Raw genomic sequence first — 19288 nt, 5'->3', positions numbered from 1 at the left:
TGACTTGCCAGGAGGCGACTATGGGTATCCGTGGAAACGACCGTCAGATCGACAACATCGAGTTCAACGTCAGCGATATCGGGCGCAGCAAGGCCTTCTACGGCAGCGCCTTCGGCTGGACCTTCACCGACTACGGCCCGACCTACAGCGAATTCAGCGACGGACGTCTCACCGGCGGCTTCACCAGCGGTGAGCCGGTGCGCCCCGGCGGCCCGCTGGTCATTCTCTACGCCGATGACCTGGTGCAGGCCCAGGCCCGCCTGGAGGCCGCCGGCGCCACCATCAGCCGCGCCACGTTTGCGTTCCCTGGTGGCCGGCGCTTCCATTTCATCGACCCGGACGGCTACGAGCTGGCGGTCTGGTCGGCGGACTGAGCCCGGACCTGCTCGATGTAGCGTCGGGCCACTGGTGATTTCTCGAAACGCCGGTGCAGCAGCGACAACCACGAGCGAGGCTGGCAATCGGCGAGAGCGCGGTAGTTGACCCGTGGCAGCTGCACGCGGCGCACCACCGACTCGGGGACGATGGCGATGCCGCGGCCGAGCGAGACCAGCGCAATCACCGCGACCAGGCTGCCGGGCTGCTGGCCGAGGCGCGGAGAGAAGCCTCCGGCGCTGGCGACCTCCAGGGTGCCGGAGATCTGTTCGGGCAGGATGAAGGTTTCGTCGCTCAGGCGGGCGGCGCGAATCTCCGGCAGTTCGTTGAGGCGCGAGGCGGCGGGCAGGGCGAGGACGAAGTTTTCCTCCAGCAGCGCGACGGATTCCAGCTCCTCTGGCAGGTTCATCGGCGAGCGTACGTAGGCGAGGTCGAGGACCCCGTCGTGTAGTTGCGCCGGCAATTGCGCCATGGGCGCTTCGCTGATGTCGAGATCCACGCCCGGCGAGGTACGGGTGAACTGCTCGACATGCTGCTGCAGTACGCCGGAATAGGCCGCCGAGGCCACGTAGCCCACGCGCAGATGCCCGGTTTCACCCCGGCCGGCGCGCTGCGCGCCGAGTTGCGCCGCATCGAACTGGAGCACCGCCAGTTCGGCTTCACCCAGCAGCGCCTCGCCCGCAGCGGTCATGCGCACCTCGCGTTGGCTGCGCTGGAACAGCAGCACGCCCAGTTCCTTCTCCATGTCCTGGATCTGTCGGCTGAGGGTTGGCGGGGCGATGCCCAGCTGTTCGGCCGCACGGGTGAAGTGGCCGTGGCGGGCGACACTGAGGAAGTAGCGGAAATGGCGGATTTCCATGTTCGTTAGTCGCAGGCTAATGACGAAGGCCGCCATGGCTAACAAGCCCGGCGCGCGTGGGCGTTACCGTGGGGCAACACTACAAGGCCGCAAGCGTCAGAGCAAAGAGCGGGTGCGGCCGCCGCCGGAAGCCTTGCCATGTCTGAACGTCCCTCCGCTCGCTTCACCCTGCTGACCGCCTCGGCAGTGTGCTCGCTGATCATCCTCGACACCAACATCGTTGCCGTCTCGCTGCCCAGTATCGCCCGCGACCTGTCGGGTTCTTTTGCCGACATCGAGTGGGTGGTCAGCGCCTACCTGCTGGCCTTCGCCGCCTGCCTGCTGCCGGCCGGCAGCCTGGCCGACCGCTTCGGCCGGCGGCGCATGCTGCTGCTCGGGCTGGTGCTGTTCGGCGCGGCCTCGCTGGCCTGCGGGGCCGCGCCGAGCCTGCTGCTCCTGGACATTGCCCGTGCCGCCAAGGGCGTTGGCGCGGCCCTGTTGCTGACGTCGGCGCTGGCCGCCATCGGCCACCGCTTCCACGAGCCCGAAGAGCGCCTGCGGGCCTGGGCCTTCTGGGGCGCATGCATGGGCGCCACCATCACCTTCGCGCCGCTGCTGGGCGGGGTGATTTCCGCCACCCTGGGCTGGCGCTGGATCTTCTACCTGAACCTGCCGCTGGTAGCACTGCTCGGGGGCATGGCGCTGCGCAGCATCGAGGAATCCCGCGACAGTGCCGCCGCGCGCCTCGACCCGCTCGGTAGCCTGACCTTTGCCGGTGGCCTGGGTTACCTGATCTGGGCGTTGATCGACGCCAACCGCATCGGTTGGGACAGCCCGCCGACCCTCGCGCGCCTGCTGCTCAGCGCCGGCCTGCTGGGCCTGTTCGTGATGGTGGAGCGCAGCCAGGCGCGGCCGATGATCGATCTGCGGCTGATGCGCAGCGGGCGCTTCATCGGCGCCTTGCTCGGCATGTTCGCCTATGCCGCTTGCGCCCAGGTGATGATGACGCTGCTGCCGCTGTACCTGCAGAACGGCCTGCAGCTCTCCGCTGTCGCGGCCGGTGCCGGGATGCTGCCCTTCGCCGTCGCCATGCTGCTGACCCCGCGCCTGGGCATGCGCCTGAACAGCCGCTTCAGTCCGGCGCAGGTCTTCGCCCTGGGCCTGCTGCTGGTCGGCGCGGGCAACCTGCTTTGCGCACTGGCGGCCGGGCAGGGGGAGTACTTGCCGTTCGCCCTGGCCAGCCTGGTGCTGGGGGCCGGCGCCGGGCTGCTCAACGGTGATACGCAGAAGAACATCATGGCCTGCGTGCCCCGTGAGCGCACCGGCATGGCCTCGGGCCTGAGCACTACGACGCGCTTCGCCGCCATCGTGCTGGCCATCGGCATTCTCGGTGGCGTGCTGTCCGCACGCAGCGCCCAGTTGCTGCGAGATGTGCTGGCAACGGTGGCGCCCGCGCAACTGGACAAGGCCGCCGAGATGGCGATCCGTGCGGCGGCTGGCGATTTCAGTGCTGCGCTTTCGGTGGTTGACCCGGCACTGCGCGATGCGTTGGCACCCGCTGTGCGCCAGGCCTTCATCGGCGGGTTCGAGAGTGTGCTGCTGGTGGCGGGCATCGCGGCGCTGGTGTTTGCCGTGATGGTTGGCACGTTGCTCGGTCGGCCGATGCCGGTCCACGAGCCGGTGCCCGCTTGAAACGGCCGTTTGTCCGCTGGCGGGGATGAGGACGGTGGTTGCCGGAACTGTGGTTCGCCCGGCCGGGTCAGGAATCAGGGAGAGTGCGCGTTGTGCGCCTCGTCTCCGCCACTCAGCGCAGAACGGGCCATCCGTGGCCCAGGGGAGAACCGCATGCAGCAGTCAGTCGAACCGGAATTCATGGCACCCAGTGAATACCTGACTTCCACGGGCGTCGCCGTGTTGATGTCGCCGCGCTACATTGCCCCCGGCAAGGTGGGCGAAGTGCTGCTGTCGTTGGCGAAGGTTCCCGCTGGCGTCTCGCCGCTGGACGTGGTGGTCGGCCCGTGGGAATCCCACGAAGAGGCGTTCCAGGCGTCCCACGATGCGGCAGAGCGCTGGGTCGAGCGCCTCGACCCCGACGCCTGAGGGAGCGCCGCGCACCCTGGCTGTCGCCGTCAGCGGTAGCGCTGGCGGTCGGCCTCGGTGATCGGGCGAATCACGCGCGCCGGATTGCCGGCCGCCAGCACGCCTTCGGGAATGTCGCGCACCACCACGGCGCCAGCGCCGATCACGCTGTTCGCGCCGATCCACACGTTGTCGCCAATGCTCACCGGGTGCGCGTACTCCAGGCCCTGGTTGCGCCGCTCGGCGTCCAGCGGGTGGCCGGCGGTGTAGATGCCGACGTTGGGCGCAATGAACACGTCATTGCCGATGCTGACCTTCGCGCCATCGAGGATCACCAGGTTGACGTTGGCGTAGAAGCGCGCGCCGATCTCGATGTTGAAGCCGTAGTCGCAGTGCAACGGGCCTTCGATGACGAAGCCTTCGCCAATGCTGCCAAACAGCCCTGTGAGAATCGCCTCGCGACGCTCGCGGTCATCCGGGTGGCTGTGGTTGAAGTCGAAGAGTTTCGCCTTGGCCTCGGCACGCTGGCGTAGCACCTGCGAGTCGTGATTGGCGTCGTAGAGTAACCCGGCGGCAGCTTTTTCCAGCTCGTTCATCAAGGTTGATTCCTGGCGGCTTTGAAGGCGTTCGACGTCCTGGCGAACGCAGCGGTTCCCTTTGCGGAAAATGGCAGGCGCGGCTCTGCGTCGAGCAGTCGAAGGGCGTGTCCAGATTTGGTAGTGAATACTACAGAAAATAGATATTGAAAGTTTCTGGAGCGCATTATACAAATTAGCCACAACAAGAGGCGCCCCCATGCTCACACTCAAAGACCGCCTGAACACCCCGGAAGTCGAACTCACCAAGGCCGAGCGCAAAGTCCTGCGCGCCTTGCTCGACGACTACCCGCGCAGCGGCCTCGGACCGATGTCGCGCCTCGCGCGCCAGGCCGGCGTCAGCGATCCGAGCATCCTGCGGCTGGTGAAGAAGCTCGGCTTCAGTGGCTACAGCGACTTCCAGAATGCCCTGATGGCCGAGGTGGATGACCGCCTGCGTTCACCGCGCACCCTGCTCGCCGGGCGCCGCGAAGGCATGAGCCGCGATGACGTCTGGTCCAATTACCTGAGCGATGCCGGCGAAGGCATCCAGCGCACCCTGGCCCTGACCCAGGCCGACGACGTGCGCCTGCTCGCTGACTGGCTGCTCGATCCCAAGCTGCGCGTCTTCTGCCACGGCGGGCGCTTCAGCCGCTTCGTCGCCGGCTACCTGGTGGCGCACCTGCGCATGCTGCGCAGCGGCTGCCTGCTGCTGGACGACGGCGCCGCGCTGCCCGACCAGTTGGGCGATATCGACCGCCAGGCGCTGGTGGTGGTGTTCGACTACCGCCGCTACCAGGCCCAGGCGCTGGGCGTGACCCGTGCGGCCAAGGCCCGCGGCGCGCGGGTGGTGCTGTTCACCGACATCTACGACTCGCCGTTGCGCGAGTTCGCCGACCTGATCATCAGCGCCCCGGTGGAGTCCCCGTCGCCCTTCGACACCCTGGTGCCGACCATGGCCCAGGTCGAAGCGCTGATCGCCAGCCTGGTAGCGCGCATGGACGGCCAGCTCGACGAACGCCTGGAAGGCATCGACCACCTGAGAGCTGCCTTCGGCAGCCACATCCTTGAGGAATGACCGTGTTCAGCTTGCCCCACCACTCGCCCCGTGACCTGCCGTTCACCCCCGGCCAGACCGCCATCCTGTTCGTCGACATGCAGAACGCCTGGGTCATTCCCGGCCGCGATGCCCATGTCGATCCGCAGACGCACCGCTACTTCTACGACCGCGTCGAGGCGAGCGTGATACCCAACCAGCAGCGCCTGCTGGCGGCCATGCGTGAGGTCGGCGGGGAAGTGCTGCACACCATCATCGAAAGCCTCACCGCCGATGGCCGCGACCGCTCGCTGGACCACAAGCTCTCCGACATGCACCTGCCCAAGGGCAGCCCGGACGCCCAGGTGATCGATGCCCTGGCGCCGCGGGAAAACGAGATCGTCCTGCCGAAGACATCCTCGGGCGTCTTCAACTCCACCGCCATCGACTACGTGCTGCGCAACCTGAACACCCGTCACCTGATCATCTGCGGCGTGGTCACCGACCAGTGTGTGGACATGGCCGTGCGCGACGCCGCCGACCGGGGCTACCTCGTCACCCTGGTGGAAGACGCCTGCGCCACCCACACCGCCGAACGCCACCAGGCCTGCCTGGAAGCGATCAAGGGTTACTGCTGGATCGCCGACACCGACAGCGTGCTGGCCCGCATCGCCGCGCTGGCCTGAGGCCGGGAGAACGTCATGAGTCAGAACAATAACAATCCCGCTCCGATGCGCCTGACCAGCTTCGTCACCACCGACCTCTGCGGCATCACCCGCGGCCGCTCGCTTCCCGAATCGGAAGTCGCCGAGCAACTGGCCACCGGCTGTGGCTGGGTGCCCGCCAACAGCGCGCTGACGCCGCAGGACATCATTGCCGACGACAACCCCTGGGGCAGCCATGGCGACCTGCGCCTGCTGCCCGACCCGAGCAGCCGGGTGCGCCTGGAAAACGGCCCCGATTCCCAGGCCGCGCCGCTGGATTACCTGCACGGCGACCTGGTGACGACCACTGGCGCGCCGTGGCCGGTCTGCCCGCGTACGCTGCTGCGCGACGAGATCGCCCGCTACCGCGAACTGGGCCTGCAGGTCACCGCCGCCTTCGAACACGAATTCAACCTGCTCGGCCTGCCGGACGAGCGTGCCGCCGCCTTCTCCCTGCAGGCGCAGCGGCAGACCGGCAACTTCGGCGGCTGGCTGATGAGCGCGCTGGAGCAGATCGGCGCCGAGCCGGAAATGTTCCTGCCCGAGTACGGCCGCAACCAGTACGAGGTCACCTGCCGGCCGACCCAGGGCGTTGCTGCTGCGGACCGCGCGGTGAACGTCCGCGAAGTCACCCGCGAGATCGCCCGCCAGTTCGGCTGGCGCAGCAGCTTCACGCCGCTGCTGGCGCCCGGCGCCGTGACCAACGGTGTGCACCTGCACCTGAGCCTGCAACGCCTGGATGGCACTCCGGTGTTCTACGACGAGGCCGCGCCGACCAACCTGTCCACGCTCGCCGAACACTGGGCCGCCGGCGTGCTGCGCCACCTGCCGGCACTGTGCGCGCTGACCGCGCCGACGGCGGTGTCCTACCTTCGGCTGAAACCGCACCACTGGAGCGCCGCCTACGCCTGCCTGGGCCTGCGCAACCGCGAAGCGGCGCTGCGCATCTGCCCGGTGGTGGAGATTGGCGGCAAGTCCAAGGCGCGCCAGTTCAACCTGGAATTCCGCCCCATGGACGCCACCGCCAGCCCGCACCTGGCCATGGCCGCGGTGCTGATCGCCGGGCGCCTGGGCATGCAGCAGGAGCTGCCGCTGTCGGCGGTCACCGATGTCGATCCGCACAGCCTCAGCGATGCGCAGCGCGAGGAGTTGGGCATCAAGTCCCTGCCCGGTTCGCTGGAGGAGGCCCAGCGCCTGCTGCTGGCCGATAGCGAACTCTGCGCGCAGCTGCCGCCGGCCCTGCTGCAGACCTACGTCGCCATGAAGCGCCAGGAACTGGCCCTGACCCGTGAACTCAGCGAAGAACAACTCTGTGAATCCTATGCAAAGTTCTACTGAATCCGGCCTTTACCGGCGCCCGCCGTTCGAGATCGTCAACCCGCAGGGCAAGAGCCCGGTGCTGCTGGTCTGCGAACACGCCAGCCGCTACATCCCCGACGAGCTGGCGCAACTGGGCCTGGACGACACGGCGGCCGCCGAGCACATCGCCTGGGACATCGGCGCGCTGGACCTGGCCCGCGAGCTGTCGGCGCGCCTGGATGCCACGCTGCTGGTGGCCAACTACTCGCGCCTGCTGATCGACCTCAACCGGCCGCTGTCCGCTCCGGATGCGATTCCCGAGCACAGCGAGATCTACCCGATTCCCGGCAACTGCAACCTGAGCGCAGCGGCCCGGCAGGAGAGGGTGGCGCGCCTGTTCGAGCCGTTCCACCAGCAACTGACCGCGCTGCTCGACGAGCGCCTGGCTGCTGGCCGGCCGACTCGTCTGGTGGGCGTGCACAGCTTCACTCCGAGCTATCGCGGCGAGCCTCGCCCGTGGGTCGCCGGGGTGCTCTACGCCAAGGCCGAAGCCTACGCCCAGCGCATGGTGGCGGGGCTGCGGGAGAGCGACGAGGAGATCGGCGTCAACCAGCCCTATGTGATCGACCCGTTGGAGGACATGACCGTCCCGGTACATGGCGACGAACGCGGCGTGGACGCCGTGCTGATCGAAATCCGCAATGACGGACTGCGGACCCCGCAAGGGGTGGAAGCCTGGGCAGTACGCCTGGCTCCCTGGCTCTGAGAGCCTGTTTACGACCTGCTGCGCGTCGGCCGCAGGGCGTTGAAAAGCGCCCTCAGATGCTCATTTACGGCTCGTAAACTCCGCTCTTCGGGCGCTTTTCGCCTACTACGGCTCTAGCTCGCGAGGTCGTAAGCAGGCTCTGAGGACCCCAACCCGGCTGGCCCCGTTCGACTGGCCGGGCAGGTTCTGAAAACAACAACAATTCAGCGCATGAGCGCCGAACCCTTACAGCTGCCGTTCCCAGAGGAAGTGCCCCGTGGCTATCGAACAGTTCGGATACAAGCAACAACTCCGCCGCAGCCTGACGCTCGGCGACCTGGTGATCTACGGGATGATCTTCATGATCCCGATCGCGCCCTTCGGCGTTTACGGCTGGGTCCACGCGGACGCCCACGGCATGGTGCCGATGGCGTATCTGGTGGGCATGGTGGCGATGCTCTTCACCGCGCTGAGCTATGGCGCGATGTCCCGCGCCTTTCCCATTGCCGGCTCGGTGTACTCCTACGCCCAGCGCGGCATCCACCCCAACGTCGGCTTCATCGCCGGCTGGGTCCTGCTGCTGGACTACCTGCTGATCCCGCCGCTGCTCTACGTGTTCAGCGCGCTGGCGCTGAACCACCTGTTCCCGGCGATTCCCAAGCTGGCGTTCATGCTGATCTTCCTGGTGTCCGCCACGCTCATCAACCTGCGCGGCATCACCCTGGCTGCGCGCTTCAACCTGCTGTTCCTGATCGCCGAACTGGTGGTCCTGGCGATCTTCCTGGTCGTTGGCTACCAGGCGCTGCAGGGTGGCATGGGCAATGGTCGGCTGACCCTGGAACCGCTGCTGCAACCGGAGCATTTCAACCTCGGCCTGGTGATGAAGGCGGTGTCCATCGCGGTGCTGTCGTTCCTCGGTTTCGACGCGATTTCCACTCTCGCCGAAGAGGTCAAGGGCGACCCGGCCAAGCAGATCGGCCGCGCCTCGCTGATCGCGCTGTTCGTCATGGGCGCCATCTTCATCGTACAGACCTGGCTGGCCACTGACCTTGCCGCCGGCATGACCTTCAAGTCGGCGGACACCGCCTTCTACGAGATCGCCGAAGCGGCCGGCGGCAGTTGGCTGTCCACGCTGACCGCAGTGGCCACTGCGCTGGCCTGGGGCGTGACCGTCTCCATCACTTCGCAGGCTGCGGTTTCCCGTCTGCTGTACTCCATGGCCCGCGACGGCAAGCTGCCGCGCGTGCTGGCCAAGGTGCATCCGAAGTACCAGACCCCGCACATCAGCCTGTACCTGGTGGGTGTGTTGTCGCTGGGCATCGGCATCTACTTCCTCGACTCGCCGGACGTGCTCACCTCGCTGGTCAACTTCGGCGCGCTGACCGGCTTCTGCCTGCTGCACATCGCGGTGATCAACCACTACTTCATCCGCCAGAAGAGCGGCCGGGTGCTGCGCCACCTGGTGTTCCCGCTGGTGGGGCTGGTGATCATCGCCTACGTGCTGTTCAGCATGAGCCGTGAAGCGCAGGAGCTGGGGGTGGGCTGGATCGCCATCGGCCTGGTGTACCTCGCGGTGCTCAGCCGACGTGGCAACGGCAGCGAGCTGGCGCGGGAAATCTGACCGGGTGCGCCGTGCTGTTGCAGACGGCACGGCGCACTTTGACAGACGGCGGGGCGTGCCCCATAAAGATCCGGGTCGGTGGCGGACAGTGTTTCCACCGACTGCTTTCGCCGGGGCAGGGAAGCCGGCACGACTGACGAATCATCGCGAAGCATCATGAGCAGGAAAGATCAGGACAGCCCCTTCACCCTGGACCGCATCGACGAGGAGATCATCCGCATCCTCCGTCACCAGGGCCGCATCACCTACGGCAAGCTGTCCGCCCTCGTGCACCTCACCCCGCGCCCCTGCCAGGAGCGCGTCCGCAAGCTGGAACGACACGGCATCATCCGTGGCTACGGCGCGGTCATCGACGAGCAGAAGATTTCCGCCGGGCTCTCGCTGCTGGTACTGGTCGCACTCTCGAACCAGAGCGGCCGCAGCGCCCAGAAGGCCTTCGAGGCCCGCGTCATCGCCTGCCCGGAAGTGCTGCACTGCCAGCTGATCAGCGGGACCTTCGACTACAGCGTGCGCATGCGCTGCCGGGACATGGAGCACTACCGCGCGCTGACCGAAACCTGGCTGAACGACGAGAGCCTGCACATCGACAAGCTGGTTGCCCATCCCGAGCTGACGACCATCAAGGAATCCGCCAGCTAGCCTTTCGACGCCCCATTCGGCGGCGCCAGTTCCTTGGGTTTCCCGCCTGCAATATCGGCCTGTCGAGGGCTGCTATAAGCACAGCCGAATCGGCTGTTGCCGCTCGCCAATACAGCCGGATCGGCCGGCGCGGGCCCGTATTACAGCCGGGATTTCACCACGGCGAGTGGGAAAATCGTCTTGCCCCTCTCTGACGTGCAGACCTGTTCCAGGGCCTCTGCGACCTTGTTGTGCCCGCTGTTCGAGACACGGCGGAGGCGGGCTGCAGTCCAATCAGAAGACGCCAATCACAACAATCGGAGGTCCCACCATGACCCGCTTCGTCGACGTCCCCACGATGTCCCAACTGGTCCAGCAGATCGGTGTCGCCCGCTTCATCGGCGAACTCGCCGACACCATCGCTCAGGACTTCGTGCGCTGGGAGTCCTTCGACAAATCCGCCCGCGTCGCCAACCATTCCGAGATCGGTGTCATCGAACTGATGCCGGTGTCCGACACCGCCCGCTATGCCTTCAAGTATGTCAATGGCCACCCGCAGAACACCCAGCGCGGGCTGTTCACCGTCATGGCCTTCGGCGTGCTGGCCGATGTCGAGACAGGCTATCCGGTGCTGCTCTCCGAACTCACCGTGGCCACCGCGCTGCGCACCTGCGCTACCTCGCTGATGGCTGCCCGCGCCCTGGCGCGTCCGGACTCGCGACGCATGGCGCTGATCGGCAACGGCGCGCAGAGCGAGTTCCAGGCGCTGGCCTTCCACCACCACCTGGGCATCGAGGAAATCGCCGTCTACGACATCGATCCGCAGGCCACTGAAAAACTGATCCGCAACCTCTCGGAATTCCCCAACCTGAAGATCATCCGCGCCGGCTCCACCGCCGAAGCGGTGCGCGGCGCCGACATCGTCACCACGGTGACCGCCGACAAGGCCTACGCGACCATCCTCACCCCGGAAATGATCGAGCCGGGCATGCACATCAACGGCGTGGGTGGTGACTGCCCAGGCAAGACCGAGCTGCATGCCGACGTCCTGCGCGCCGGCAAGGTGTTCGTCGAGTACGAGCCGCAATCGCGCGTCGAGGGCGAGATCCAGCAGATGCCGGCGGACTTCCCGGTAACCGATCTGTGGCGGGTACTGGCCGGCCAGGTCGGCGGGCGTGACAGCGCCGAGCAGGTGACCATCTTCGACTCGGTCGGCTTCGCGCTCGAAGACTACTCGGCACTGCGCTACGTGAACGAACAGGCCAGCCGCCTGGACCTCGGCGAGCGCATCGACCTGGTGCCGTGGAGCGAGGACGAGGACAACGATCCCAAGGACCTGTTCCGCTACACCCGCTCCGGCAAGGCGCGCAAAGGGCTGCGCCGCATCGCCTGACGCTCAGCGCGCTTCTTCGGGGATCGCCAGCGGCGGGCGGCTGAGGTCGCTGGCGTTCTGCGTGGTGGCGGCGACACGGGCCTTGAGCCATTGGCTGAAGGCCTTCACCACCGGGCGCTCGGCCTTCACCGGGTCGGTCACCAGGAAATAGCCCCGGCTGGACTGGATGGTGATGTCGAACGGGCGCACCAGCAGGCCGCGCGCCAGGGCATCGCCACTGAGCAGGTTGTCGCCGATGGCCACGCCCTGGGCGGCAATGCAGGCGGCGATGGTGCAGGGCGCGTCGGCGAACAGCACGCCGGAGCGGTGGTCGATGGCACTCGCGCCCACGGCGCCCAGCCACAGGCGCCAATCGGCGAAATCGTTCATGTGCAGCAGCGTGTAGTGGGCCAGGTCCGCCGGCTGCGTCAGGCCGCCGCGCGAGTGGATCAGGCGCGGGCTGCACACCGGGAAGAAGTGCAGGGCCACCAGTTGCTCCACCGTCTGGTTCGGCCAGTCGCCGCTGCCGTAGGCGATGAACAGGTCGGCATCGCTGGCGCTGGTGTCCTGCGGCACGCGCGGCGTCACCACGTGCAACTGCACCTGCGGGTATTGCGCGAGGAAATCCCCCAGGTGCTGGCATAACCAGTAGGTGGCGAAGCCGGGGTTGCAACTCACGCACAGCGGCCCGCTGACCTGCTGCTCGTCGAAGCTGCTGCCGGCCAGCTGCACCTCCGCGAGGATGCGCTGCACGTCGCGCGCATACCTCTCGCCCCGATAGGTCAGGCGGATGCCGCGCCCGGTGCGCTCGGTCAGGGCGAAGCCCAGGCGTTCCTCCAGCGTGGCGATGCGGTGGCTGACCGCGCTGCGGGTGAGGTTCAGCTCCGTGGCGGCGGCGGACACGCTGCCCAGCCGGGCCACGGCATCCAGCGCGCGCAGGGCGGTCATCGAAGGAAAGTGCATGGGCGGTCCAATTCTCGACTGGTGAAACTAACCGGACATGGGGTGGCGAAATCCTGCGCTTGTTGCGAATTCCGCTTCACCAATACTAGGCCACACGACAACAACAACAGGCAATGATGAGGAAGCCGCCATGTCGAAATTCAAGGCCTACGTCCAGCAGTGGATCGACGAGCACCGCCAGCAGCTGTCCGACTGGCACCAGGTGATCTGGCATTTCGCCGAGCCGGCCTTCCGCGAGTACAAGTCCTGCGCCTGGTACGTGGAATTGCTGCGCCGCGAAGGCTTCACGGTGGAAGAGGGCAGTGGCGGCATGCCCACCGCCTTCGTCGCCACCTTCAGCAACGGCGAAGGGCCCATCCTCGCCACCTATGCCGAATACGACGCGGTGCCGGGCAACTGCCAGGCGGCGGCGACCAAACCAATGCCGCGCGAGGGCCTGTCGAAATACGCGCCGGGCCACACCGACCCGCATTCCGCGCTGGGCATCAGTGCCCTGGGCGGCGTGCTGGCGGCCAAGGCGGCGATGCTGGAATTCGGCATCGCCGGCACCATCAGGTTCTTCGGCGAGCCGGCGGAAAAGCTGCGCGCCTCCAAGCCCGTGCACGCCGCCAAGGGCTACTACGACGACCTCGACGCCGCCGTCAGCTTCCACCCCACCTACATGCTGCCGCTGACCAACACCACCACCTGGGACACGCACTGCGGCATCGCTTACTCGTATATCTACACCTTCACCTGCGAAGACCCGCAGAGCTGGATTGCCGCCGACCGCTACAGCCCGATCCCGCAGAACCACCTCGCGGCTCGCGCGCCGGGCGCCAATGATGCGCTGGTGCACTTCTACACGCTGAACGAAAGCCTGCGCCGCTCGACGCTGCCGTTTACCGGCCTGTGGAGCTTCAACGAGGCCATCCTCACCGCCGGCCAGGCCACCGCCGACAACCTGCCGCCGCACATCTCGCAGATCCAGTACCTGCTGCGTTGCGACTCCATCGAGCAGGCCGAGACCATCTCCACGGTGATGGACAACAACGCCGCCGCCGCGGCCATGGCCACCGGCTGCCAATGGAAGAAGACCTGGGTCTGCAAGTCCCGTGGCGGGTTGGCCAACCACGCACTGGCGCAGGCTTGCTACGACAACCTCGCCGCTATCGGCGCGCCGACCTGGGGCGAAAAGGCCATCGCCGTGGCGCGGGAAATCCAGGCGAACCTCGGCCTCGACCCCATGGACGAGCCCTTCCTGCCGGCCACCCAGGCGCTGATCGAGCCGCAGGAATGCGAGCGGCAGATGCGTCTGCAGATGCCGGCGTGGCAGAAGTACCTGACCTCCGACGATTACCCCGAATACACCTGGCACTGCCCGACCGTGCGCCTCTACGTGGCCCGGCCGATGCTCAGCGCACCCGTGGGCTTCACCTATCCGGACTGGGTATCCAACGCCCTGGGCGGCATCCGCGAGACCATCGACCCGATGATCGACGTGGCGTCGAAGACCATCGGCAGCACACTGATCGAGCTGTTCACCGATGCCGATCTGCTGGCCGAGGCGACCCGCGAGTTCAACCAGCGTACCGGCGGCGGCATCGGTGGCGAGCAGTGGCAGGCGCCGTTGCTGCCGAAGGACTTCAAGGTCCCGCACCGCTTCCGCTGGCCGGAATACATCCGCACGGTGCGCGGCGAGGAGTGGTGGATTCCGGCGCGGGAGGACGAGTGATCCATGGCTTCCCGTGCTTCGTCGTGATTGGGTCGCAGCCGTCGCGCAACGGCGTTGTACCGACCCAATCCGTGCCTGGGCCTTTCCCTCACCCCAGCCCTCTCCCAGTGGGAGAGGGCTGAGCCGAGCGCGAAGCAATGGGGCAGGGGGGCAGGTTTGCGAATGGCGCCTACAAGGCGCGCTTGAACCAGCGCACCAGTGCTGCGCCGATCTCCACGGTGCGCGAGCGTGAAGGGCAACCCGGCGTCGAGATCAATTGCGGCAGGAGGAAGCCAACCTCGGCTTCATTCGGACCGCAGAGCACCGGGGCCGGTGCTTCGACGAACTCTTCGTCCCAGCGCGGGAAGCGTTGGCTTGCGCTGTCGTATGCATGCCGTGCGTTCATGGTCGAATCCCTCCCTAAAGGTCCAGCACCAGCGGTTGCACGCCGCTCTCGTCCTGCGCCGGGATGGCGCAGCAGATCAGTACGCTGCCGGCTTCGGGCAGCTCCGCCGGCGGGTTGGGGTAGTGCACCAGGCCGCTGACGACCTTGGTCCGGCAGGTGCCGCAGGAGCCGCCGCGGCAGCTGAAGTCGGGTGACAAACCGCGAGCTTCGGCCAGCTCCAGCAGCGTGCCGCTCTCGGGTTTCCAGCGTGCTTCCTTGGCCGAGCCGGCGAAGTACACGGGCACTGGCTCGGTAGCGGCGGGCGGCTGCACCAGCGCCGGCGCCAGACCGTCGCCCTGGCGCTTGAGCGTCGATGGGCCGAAGGTTTCGGCGTGGATGCGTGCGTCGGCAATATTCAGTCCGCGCAGGCCGTCGTAGATCGCCTGGGTGAATTCGCCGGGGCCGCAGACATAGAAGTCGTAATCGTCCAGTGGCAGCCGGGCCTTGATCGCCGCGATGTCCAGCCGGCCGGTCTGCTCGAAATCGCGTCCGGGCAGTGCTTCCGGCTCAGGACGACTGAGCGCGCGATGGACCTGCAACTGCTGGGCGCGTTGGCGGAGCTCGGTGATTTCACGCTGGAACGGCAATTGGCGCAGGCTGCGCGCGGACTGGAACAGATGAATGCTCCGGGTCGACGCGGCCACCGATTCGCGCAGCATCGACAGCAGTGGGGTGATGCCCACACCCGCGCCGATCAGCACGACCGGCCGCGCGGTGTCGTTTTTCAGCGTGAAACTGCCCATGGGCGCGCGGACCTGCAGGCTATCGCCCACCTGCAGTTGTTCGTGCAGGTGGCGGGACGCCGGGCCCTGGGCCTTCACGCTGATGCGCAGCTCGCCGTCCGACGGCGCGCTGGACAGGCTGTAGGTGCGGATCAGTGCCTGCTCGCCGATTGCCAGGCGTACAGGCAGATGCTGGCCTGGCGCGAGACTCACGGCGGTGCCGGCCGGCGGTTGCAGGTAGAAGGAGCGGATGTCCTCGCTCTCCTGCTCCACGCGCAGCACCTGCCAGTCCTGCCATTGCTGGCGCTGCTCGCGTTCCTGCAGTCTGGCGTCGGCCTCGGCCCAGGTGCCGGTCATCAGGCTGGTGGGCGAGTATTCGCGCAAGCTCCAGCGCAGCGCCAGGGCGCTGCGGCGCAGGACAGCGTGCTGCACATCCAGGGTCCACAGGCGTTCGGCGCCTTCGAAGGCGGCGAGCAACGGGCTGTCGAAAAGAATCTCGGTGCAGCCATGGACTTGCAGTACGTCGCCGCTGGCGAAGTCCACGAACAGCAGCCCCGCTTGCGGATTGGCCTGCAGGTTGCCCAGGGTGTTGAAGTGCAGGTTGCCGGCATAATCGGGGATGACCAGGCGATTGCCGTCGACCTTGACGAAGCCGGGACGCCCACCACGGTGGGAGACGTCCACCGAGCGCTCGCCATCCTCGTGCTGCACGTAACTGGCGACGAAGAAGGTGTCGGCGTCGCGGATGATTGCCGCCAATTCCTCGTTCAGCGCGGCGAAGTCCTCGCGCGGGGCACGCTGGTTGTAGCGCTGCTCGTCGCGGCTCCACTCGCGTTTCTGGATGTACTGCGGGCAGTTGCCGAAAGAGTGCTCCACGGCCACGGTCAGCAGTCCAGCCTCGGCTTCGCGGAGGACGCCATTCATGCGGTTGCGCCGCCGGGTGTGCAGCTCGATGCCCAGCAGGCCGACGGCGCTACCGGCTTGCAGGCCGCTGGCGGCGGGGTCCTGATGGTCGGCCACGCTGTCCAGCAGCAGGCTTTTCGGGTCGGGGGAGGTTATGAAACCTTCCGCGCCTTCGAGCAGGGTCGCCCAGGGCCGGCCCTGCTGATCCACGGCGCCGACGATGATGAAGGGCAACTGCTGGTAGAACTCGCGGTGCTGGTCGGGCATGTAGTCGCGGATGACCTTCTGGCCATGGACCTCCATGCGGTCGGCCACGCCGACGCGTTCCTGGATCGCCTTCTCGCCGGCGTGCCACGGGGAGGTACGGTGTTTGGGCAACTGGAACATGACGAGCACCTCGCAGTAGGCGCCGCCGGGTCGCCCGGCGGCGGGGGTTGCATCAGGCTTGCAGGCCGATGGCGGTGCGCTGCATCGGTACGAAGCCGGGCAGGGCTTCCACGCGAGCCAGCCAGGCGCGCAGGCTCGGGTACTCCTGCAGGGAGACGTTGCCCTCCGGTGCATGGGAAATGTAGGAGTAATTGGCGACGTCGGCGATGGTCGCTTCGTTGCCGGCCAGGAAAGGCTTCTTCGCCAGCTCGCCCTCCATCACCTGGAACAGGGCATGGGCGCGGGTAGCGACTTCCTCGGCGTTGAATTTTGCACCGAACACGGTGATCAGCCGTGCCGCAGCAGGACCGAAGGCGACCTGCCCGGCGGCCACCGACAACCAGCGCTGCACGCGGGCGGCGCCTTGCGGGTCTTCCGGCAGCCAGCGGCCGTTGCCGTATTTCTTCGCCAGGTAGACCAGAATGGCGTTGGAGTCGGCGACGATCACGCCTTCGTCATCGATCACCGGCACCTGGCCGAAGCTGTTCAGGGCGAGGAAGTCCGGGTGCTTGTGTGCGCCCTTGGCGAGGTCGACGTCGATCAGTTCGGCGGGCAGTTGCAGCAGCGAGAGCATCAGCTCGGCGCGGTGCGCGTGGCCGGACAGCGGGTGGCGAAAGAGCTTGATGGTGTGGGACATGACGGTGACTCCGTTGGCTTGAGTGGGTAGGCAGCGCGAGTCGGTCCGTGGTGGGTTGCTCGAGCTGATGGGTGAATGCTGCGCTCGATGGCCGGCGCGCAGAATCCCCAGTACGGGCAATCCAGCGTTTCAGAATGCGGAAGAATGGGGCGCAGGGTTGCCAGCGGGCGCAGCCGTTCCCAAGCCTGCAGGGGGGCGCCAACAAGCTCGCTCTTACAGAGAAGCTGCGCAGGAGCGAGCTTGCTCGCGAACTGCCCTGAGCTCAGAAGAGGGATGGGGCGCTTCTGGATACGGCGTGCCTCACCCGCGCAACGCGGGATGCGCACGCAAACGCGGCACCACGAAATCGAGGAAGGTGCGCACGCGCGCCGCGGCACGACGGCCTTCGCGGTAGATCAGCTGCACCGGCAACCCTGGCGCCGCATAGTCCTGCAAGACCACCTGCAGGCGCCCATCGCTGAGGTCGGCATGGGCCTCGTGGCTCATGCAGCGGGTCAGTCCGAGGCCCAGTCCGGCGGCGCGGATTGCCGCATGGGTGGTGCTGCACGCCAGGCGCGGGGTCAGGCGCACCGAACGCGGGGCGTCCTGGTGGCGGAAGCGCCACTCGCTGACCGCACCCTGGCCGCCGGCAACGATGATGCGATGCGCCTTGAGGTCCTCCGGTGCTTGCGGTACGCCATGGCGGGCCAGGTACTCGGGCGATGCGCAGATCACCGGCCGCACCGTGCCCACCGGCAGGGCGAAGCCGGAAGAGTCGGGCAGGGCGCCAATGACCAGAGCGACGTCGATGCCATCTTCCAACAGGCGCGGCAGGTCTTCGCGGTGTCGGCTGAGCAGCCGCACCTCGGGAAAGGCGGCCAGGTAGTCCAGGGCGATGGGCGCGAAAATCCGGTCGGCCATCAGCAGCGGCAGGCAAAGGTTCAACTGCCCGGCCGGGTGCGCCTGCAGTCCGCTGAGCGAGCCTTCAGCCTCCTCGATACCTTGCAGAATCTGCCTGCAACTGGCGGCGAAGGCCTCGCCGCTGGGGCTCAGTTCGGCTCCGCGCGGACCACGCAGCAGCAGCTCGCAGTGCAGACGCGACTCCAATCCGGCTACCAGGCGCATCACCGTGGCGGGGGACAGCTGCAGCCGCCGCGCGCCCGCGGCAAGGCTACCGGAGCGCGCCACGGCGTCGAATGCCTGCATTTCCCGGAAGCGGTTCACGGCTTGGCAGCTTGCAGGTAGGGGTCGGCGCGCAGGCGCTCGGCGCAGTGACTGACGAAGCTGCGCACCTTCGCCGGTAGCCGTGCGCCGTCCTGGTAGAGCAGGTGGATCGGCAGCGGCGCCGTGGAAAAGTCGGCCAGAACGATTTCCAGCTCGCCGCGCGCGGCGGCTTCGGCCGCCTGGTACGACAGAACGCGGGTGAAGCCGCCGCCCAGGCGCGCGGCATGGAGAGCCGCGTTGTTCGAACTGACCACGAAGCGCGACGGCGGGCGCAGGGTCAGCGGGCCCTCCGGGGTGATGAACTGCCAGTCGGTGAGCAGCACGCTGGTGGCGGCCATCACCACCGGCGCATCGAGCAATTCATTGGGGTGCTGCGGACGACCGTAGCGGTCGAGGAACGAGGGGGCGGCACAGATCACCGGGCGGATTTCACCGACCTTGAGCGCCGTCAGGCTGCCCTCGGGCAACTGGCCAATGCGCACGGCGACATCGATGCCCTCGTCGAGCATGTTCACCACGCGGTCCACCAGCAGTGCGTTGACCGTCACCTCGGCATGGGCCTCCAGGTAGCTGGCGATCAGCGGGATCAGGTACAGCTCGCCGAACAGTACCGGGGCGGTCACCGTGAGGTTGCCACGCGGGCGCAAGGCGCTGCCGGAGGCCAGCTCCTCGGCATCCTCCAGTTCCTGCAGGATGCGCCGGCAGTCCTCGACATAGCGCTGGCCGGCCTCGGTCAGCCGCACGCTGCGCGTACTGCGGGCCAGCAGCAGGGTGCCCAGGCGCTGCTCCAGCGCGGCGATGGCGCGGGTCACGCTGGGCGGCGAAAGGCCCAGTTGCCGGGCGCCGGCGGCAAGGCTGCCGGCTTCGGCCACGGCCAGCAGCACTGTCATTTCCTGAAACCTGTCCATGGATCACCGTTGTCGCCTTGAGCGGGTCGCCAGACTGTAGAGGGAAGCCGCGCGGGATTGAAGTGCCGGTGGCCTGCGGGCGACATCGGCGTGCTTGCCAGCGCCGCCTGGCTTGACCGCGCCCCG

Annotated in this window: 19 protein-coding genes; 11 read left to right on the top strand and 8 right to left on the bottom strand. The window is 67.3% G+C overall.

Annotated elements, in window-relative coordinates; translation table 11 throughout:
• The first annotated feature begins 20 nt into the window (after positions 1 to 20).
• Entirely contained in the window at positions 21 to 374 is a 354-nt protein-coding gene (locus LDJ84_RS17970; RefSeq protein WP_024763755.1) for a VOC family protein, read from the top strand.
• On the opposite strand, the gene LDJ84_RS17965 is transcribed toward LDJ84_RS17970, so the two are convergent.
• Positions 344 to 1234 (bottom strand): LysR family transcriptional regulator, encoded by an 891-nt coding sequence (locus LDJ84_RS17965; RefSeq protein WP_226045167.1) that lies wholly within the window; start codon positions 1232 to 1234, stop codon positions 344 to 346. The two genes, LDJ84_RS17970 and LDJ84_RS17965, sit on opposite strands and share 31 nt — an antisense overlap.
• 138 nt (positions 1235 to 1372) lie before the next feature.
• Here LDJ84_RS17965 and LDJ84_RS17960 point away from each other — a divergent pair, with 138 nt between their 5' ends.
• Positions 1373 to 2905, top strand: a complete 1533-nt coding sequence (locus LDJ84_RS17960) for an MFS transporter (protein WP_226045166.1) — start codon at positions 1373 to 1375, stop codon at positions 2903 to 2905.
• A gap of 153 nt (positions 2906 to 3058) precedes the next feature.
• On the top strand, positions 3059 to 3313 hold the full coding sequence (locus LDJ84_RS17955; RefSeq protein WP_196912943.1) for a hypothetical protein: 255 nt from the start codon (positions 3059 to 3061) through the stop codon (positions 3311 to 3313).
• Positions 3314 to 3342: 29 nt separating this feature from the next.
• Here the strand turns inward: LDJ84_RS17955 and LDJ84_RS30805 are convergent, their stop codons facing one another.
• The gene (locus LDJ84_RS30805; protein WP_318784707.1) at positions 3343 to 3888 is read right to left on the bottom strand and encodes a sugar O-acetyltransferase; all 546 of its coding nucleotides are present in this window, start codon (positions 3886 to 3888) and stop codon (positions 3343 to 3345) included.
• A gap of 199 nt (positions 3889 to 4087) precedes the next feature.
• On the opposite strand from LDJ84_RS30805, the gene LDJ84_RS17940 reads away from it, so the two are divergent.
• From LDJ84_RS17940 to LDJ84_RS17910, 7 genes are all read left to right on the top strand, one after another.
• Positions 4088 to 4945, top strand: a complete 858-nt coding sequence (locus tag LDJ84_RS17940) for a MurR/RpiR family transcriptional regulator (RefSeq protein WP_024763759.1) — start codon at positions 4088 to 4090, stop codon at positions 4943 to 4945.
• A gap of 2 nt (positions 4946 to 4947) precedes the next feature.
• Complete coding sequence (locus LDJ84_RS17935; RefSeq protein ID WP_065085639.1) at positions 4948 to 5589, top strand: isochorismatase family cysteine hydrolase; 642 nt, start codon at positions 4948 to 4950, stop codon at positions 5587 to 5589.
• Between the two features lie 15 nt (positions 5590 to 5604).
• On the top strand, positions 5605 to 6945 hold the full coding sequence (locus tag LDJ84_RS17930) for a glutamine synthetase family protein (protein WP_226045165.1): 1341 nt from the start codon (positions 5605 to 5607) through the stop codon (positions 6943 to 6945).
• Positions 6929 to 7672, top strand: coding sequence for an N-formylglutamate amidohydrolase (locus tag LDJ84_RS17925; protein ID WP_226045164.1), 744 nt, complete (start codon positions 6929 to 6931; stop codon positions 7670 to 7672). The genes LDJ84_RS17930 and LDJ84_RS17925 overlap by 17 nt, the downstream gene beginning before the upstream one ends.
• A 256-nt stretch (positions 7673 to 7928) precedes the next feature.
• Entirely contained in the window at positions 7929 to 9272 is a 1344-nt protein-coding gene (locus LDJ84_RS17920) for an APC family permease (protein ID WP_037011583.1), read from the top strand.
• 156 nt (positions 9273 to 9428) lie between these two features.
• Positions 9429 to 9911 (top strand): Lrp/AsnC family transcriptional regulator, encoded by a 483-nt coding sequence (locus LDJ84_RS17915; protein ID WP_024763763.1) that lies wholly within the window; start codon positions 9429 to 9431, stop codon positions 9909 to 9911.
• A 310-nt stretch (positions 9912 to 10221) separates the two neighbouring features.
• A complete protein-coding gene (locus LDJ84_RS17910; protein WP_024763764.1) occupies positions 10222 to 11283 on the top strand; it encodes an ornithine cyclodeaminase in 1062 nt (353 codons plus the stop codon).
• A 3-nt stretch (positions 11284 to 11286) separates the two neighbouring features.
• Here the strand turns inward: LDJ84_RS17910 and LDJ84_RS17905 are convergent, their stop codons facing one another.
• The gene (locus LDJ84_RS17905) at positions 11287 to 12225 is read right to left on the bottom strand and encodes a LysR substrate-binding domain-containing protein (RefSeq protein ID WP_037011581.1); all 939 of its coding nucleotides are present in this window, start codon (positions 12223 to 12225) and stop codon (positions 11287 to 11289) included.
• Between the two features lie 130 nt (positions 12226 to 12355).
• Here LDJ84_RS17905 and LDJ84_RS17900 point away from each other — a divergent pair, with 130 nt between their 5' ends.
• Complete coding sequence (locus LDJ84_RS17900) at positions 12356 to 13939, top strand: amidohydrolase (RefSeq protein ID WP_226045163.1); 1584 nt, start codon at positions 12356 to 12358, stop codon at positions 13937 to 13939.
• Positions 13940 to 14108: 169 nt separating this feature from the next.
• Here the strand turns inward: LDJ84_RS17900 and LDJ84_RS17895 are convergent, their stop codons facing one another.
• The 5 genes from LDJ84_RS17895 to LDJ84_RS17875 form a co-directional block, all read right to left on the bottom strand.
• On the bottom strand, positions 14109 to 14324 hold the full coding sequence (locus LDJ84_RS17895; protein WP_024763766.1) for a hypothetical protein: 216 nt from the start codon (positions 14322 to 14324) through the stop codon (positions 14109 to 14111).
• A gap of 14 nt (positions 14325 to 14338) precedes the next feature.
• Positions 14339 to 16375, bottom strand: a complete 2037-nt coding sequence (locus LDJ84_RS17890; protein WP_226045162.1) for a pyridoxamine 5'-phosphate oxidase family protein — start codon at positions 16373 to 16375, stop codon at positions 14339 to 14341.
• 52 nt (positions 16376 to 16427) lie between these two features.
• Positions 16428 to 17051, bottom strand: coding sequence for a glutathione S-transferase family protein (locus tag LDJ84_RS17885; RefSeq protein WP_037011579.1), 624 nt, complete (start codon positions 17049 to 17051; stop codon positions 16428 to 16430).
• Between the two features lie 300 nt (positions 17052 to 17351).
• Positions 17352 to 18254, bottom strand: a complete 903-nt coding sequence (locus LDJ84_RS17880; protein ID WP_065085645.1) for a LysR family transcriptional regulator — start codon at positions 18252 to 18254, stop codon at positions 17352 to 17354.
• Positions 18251 to 19162: a LysR family transcriptional regulator gene (locus tag LDJ84_RS17875; protein WP_024763770.1), complete on the bottom strand. Its 912-nt coding sequence runs from the start codon at positions 19160 to 19162 to the stop codon at positions 18251 to 18253. The genes LDJ84_RS17880 and LDJ84_RS17875 overlap by 4 nt, the downstream gene beginning before the upstream one ends.
• Positions 19163 to 19288 lie beyond the last annotated feature (126 nt).

Source organism: Pseudomonas sp. HS-18 (assembly GCF_020401845.1).
In the GTDB taxonomy this organism is placed as follows: domain Bacteria; phylum Pseudomonadota; class Gammaproteobacteria; order Pseudomonadales; family Pseudomonadaceae; genus Pseudomonas; species Pseudomonas nitroreducens.
The sequence above is the reverse complement of the archived record's forward strand: the minus strand, read 5'-3'. Positions and strand labels throughout refer to the sequence as shown.

Bases quoted from the DNA above. Each gene is read 5' to 3' on its own strand.
- LDJ84_RS17970 (WP_024763755.1), top strand. From the start codon at position 21: ATGGGTATCCGTGGAAACGACCGTCAGATCGACAACATCGAGTTCAAC.
- LDJ84_RS17965 (WP_226045167.1), bottom strand. From the start codon at position 1,234: ATGGAAATCCGCCATTTCCGCTACTTCCTCAGTGTCGCCCGCCACGGC.
- LDJ84_RS17960 (WP_226045166.1), top strand. From the start codon at position 1,373: ATGTCTGAACGTCCCTCCGCTCGCTTCACCCTGCTGACCGCCTCGGCA.
- LDJ84_RS17955 (WP_196912943.1), top strand. From the start codon at position 3,059: ATGCAGCAGTCAGTCGAACCGGAATTCATGGCACCCAGTGAATACCTG.
- LDJ84_RS30805 (WP_318784707.1), bottom strand. From the start codon at position 3,888: ATGAACGAGCTGGAAAAAGCTGCCGCCGGGTTACTCTACGACGCCAAT.
- LDJ84_RS17940 (WP_024763759.1), top strand. From the start codon at position 4,088: ATGCTCACACTCAAAGACCGCCTGAACACCCCGGAAGTCGAACTCACC.
- LDJ84_RS17930 (WP_226045165.1), top strand. From the start codon at position 5,605: ATGAGTCAGAACAATAACAATCCCGCTCCGATGCGCCTGACCAGCTTC.
- LDJ84_RS17925 (WP_226045164.1), top strand. From the start codon at position 6,929: ATGCAAAGTTCTACTGAATCCGGCCTTTACCGGCGCCCGCCGTTCGAG.
- LDJ84_RS17915 (WP_024763763.1), top strand. From the start codon at position 9,429: ATGAGCAGGAAAGATCAGGACAGCCCCTTCACCCTGGACCGCATCGAC.
- LDJ84_RS17910 (WP_024763764.1), top strand. From the start codon at position 10,222: ATGACCCGCTTCGTCGACGTCCCCACGATGTCCCAACTGGTCCAGCAG.
- LDJ84_RS17905 (WP_037011581.1), bottom strand. From the start codon at position 12,225: ATGCACTTTCCTTCGATGACCGCCCTGCGCGCGCTGGATGCCGTGGCC.
- LDJ84_RS17900 (WP_226045163.1), top strand. From the start codon at position 12,356: ATGTCGAAATTCAAGGCCTACGTCCAGCAGTGGATCGACGAGCACCGC.
- LDJ84_RS17895 (WP_024763766.1), bottom strand. From the start codon at position 14,324: ATGAACGCACGGCATGCATACGACAGCGCAAGCCAACGCTTCCCGCGC.
- LDJ84_RS17890 (WP_226045162.1), bottom strand. From the start codon at position 16,375: ATGTTCCAGTTGCCCAAACACCGTACCTCCCCGTGGCACGCCGGCGAG.
- LDJ84_RS17885 (WP_037011579.1), bottom strand. From the start codon at position 17,051: ATGTCCCACACCATCAAGCTCTTTCGCCACCCGCTGTCCGGCCACGCG.
- LDJ84_RS17875 (WP_024763770.1), bottom strand. From the start codon at position 19,162: ATGGACAGGTTTCAGGAAATGACAGTGCTGCTGGCCGTGGCCGAAGCC.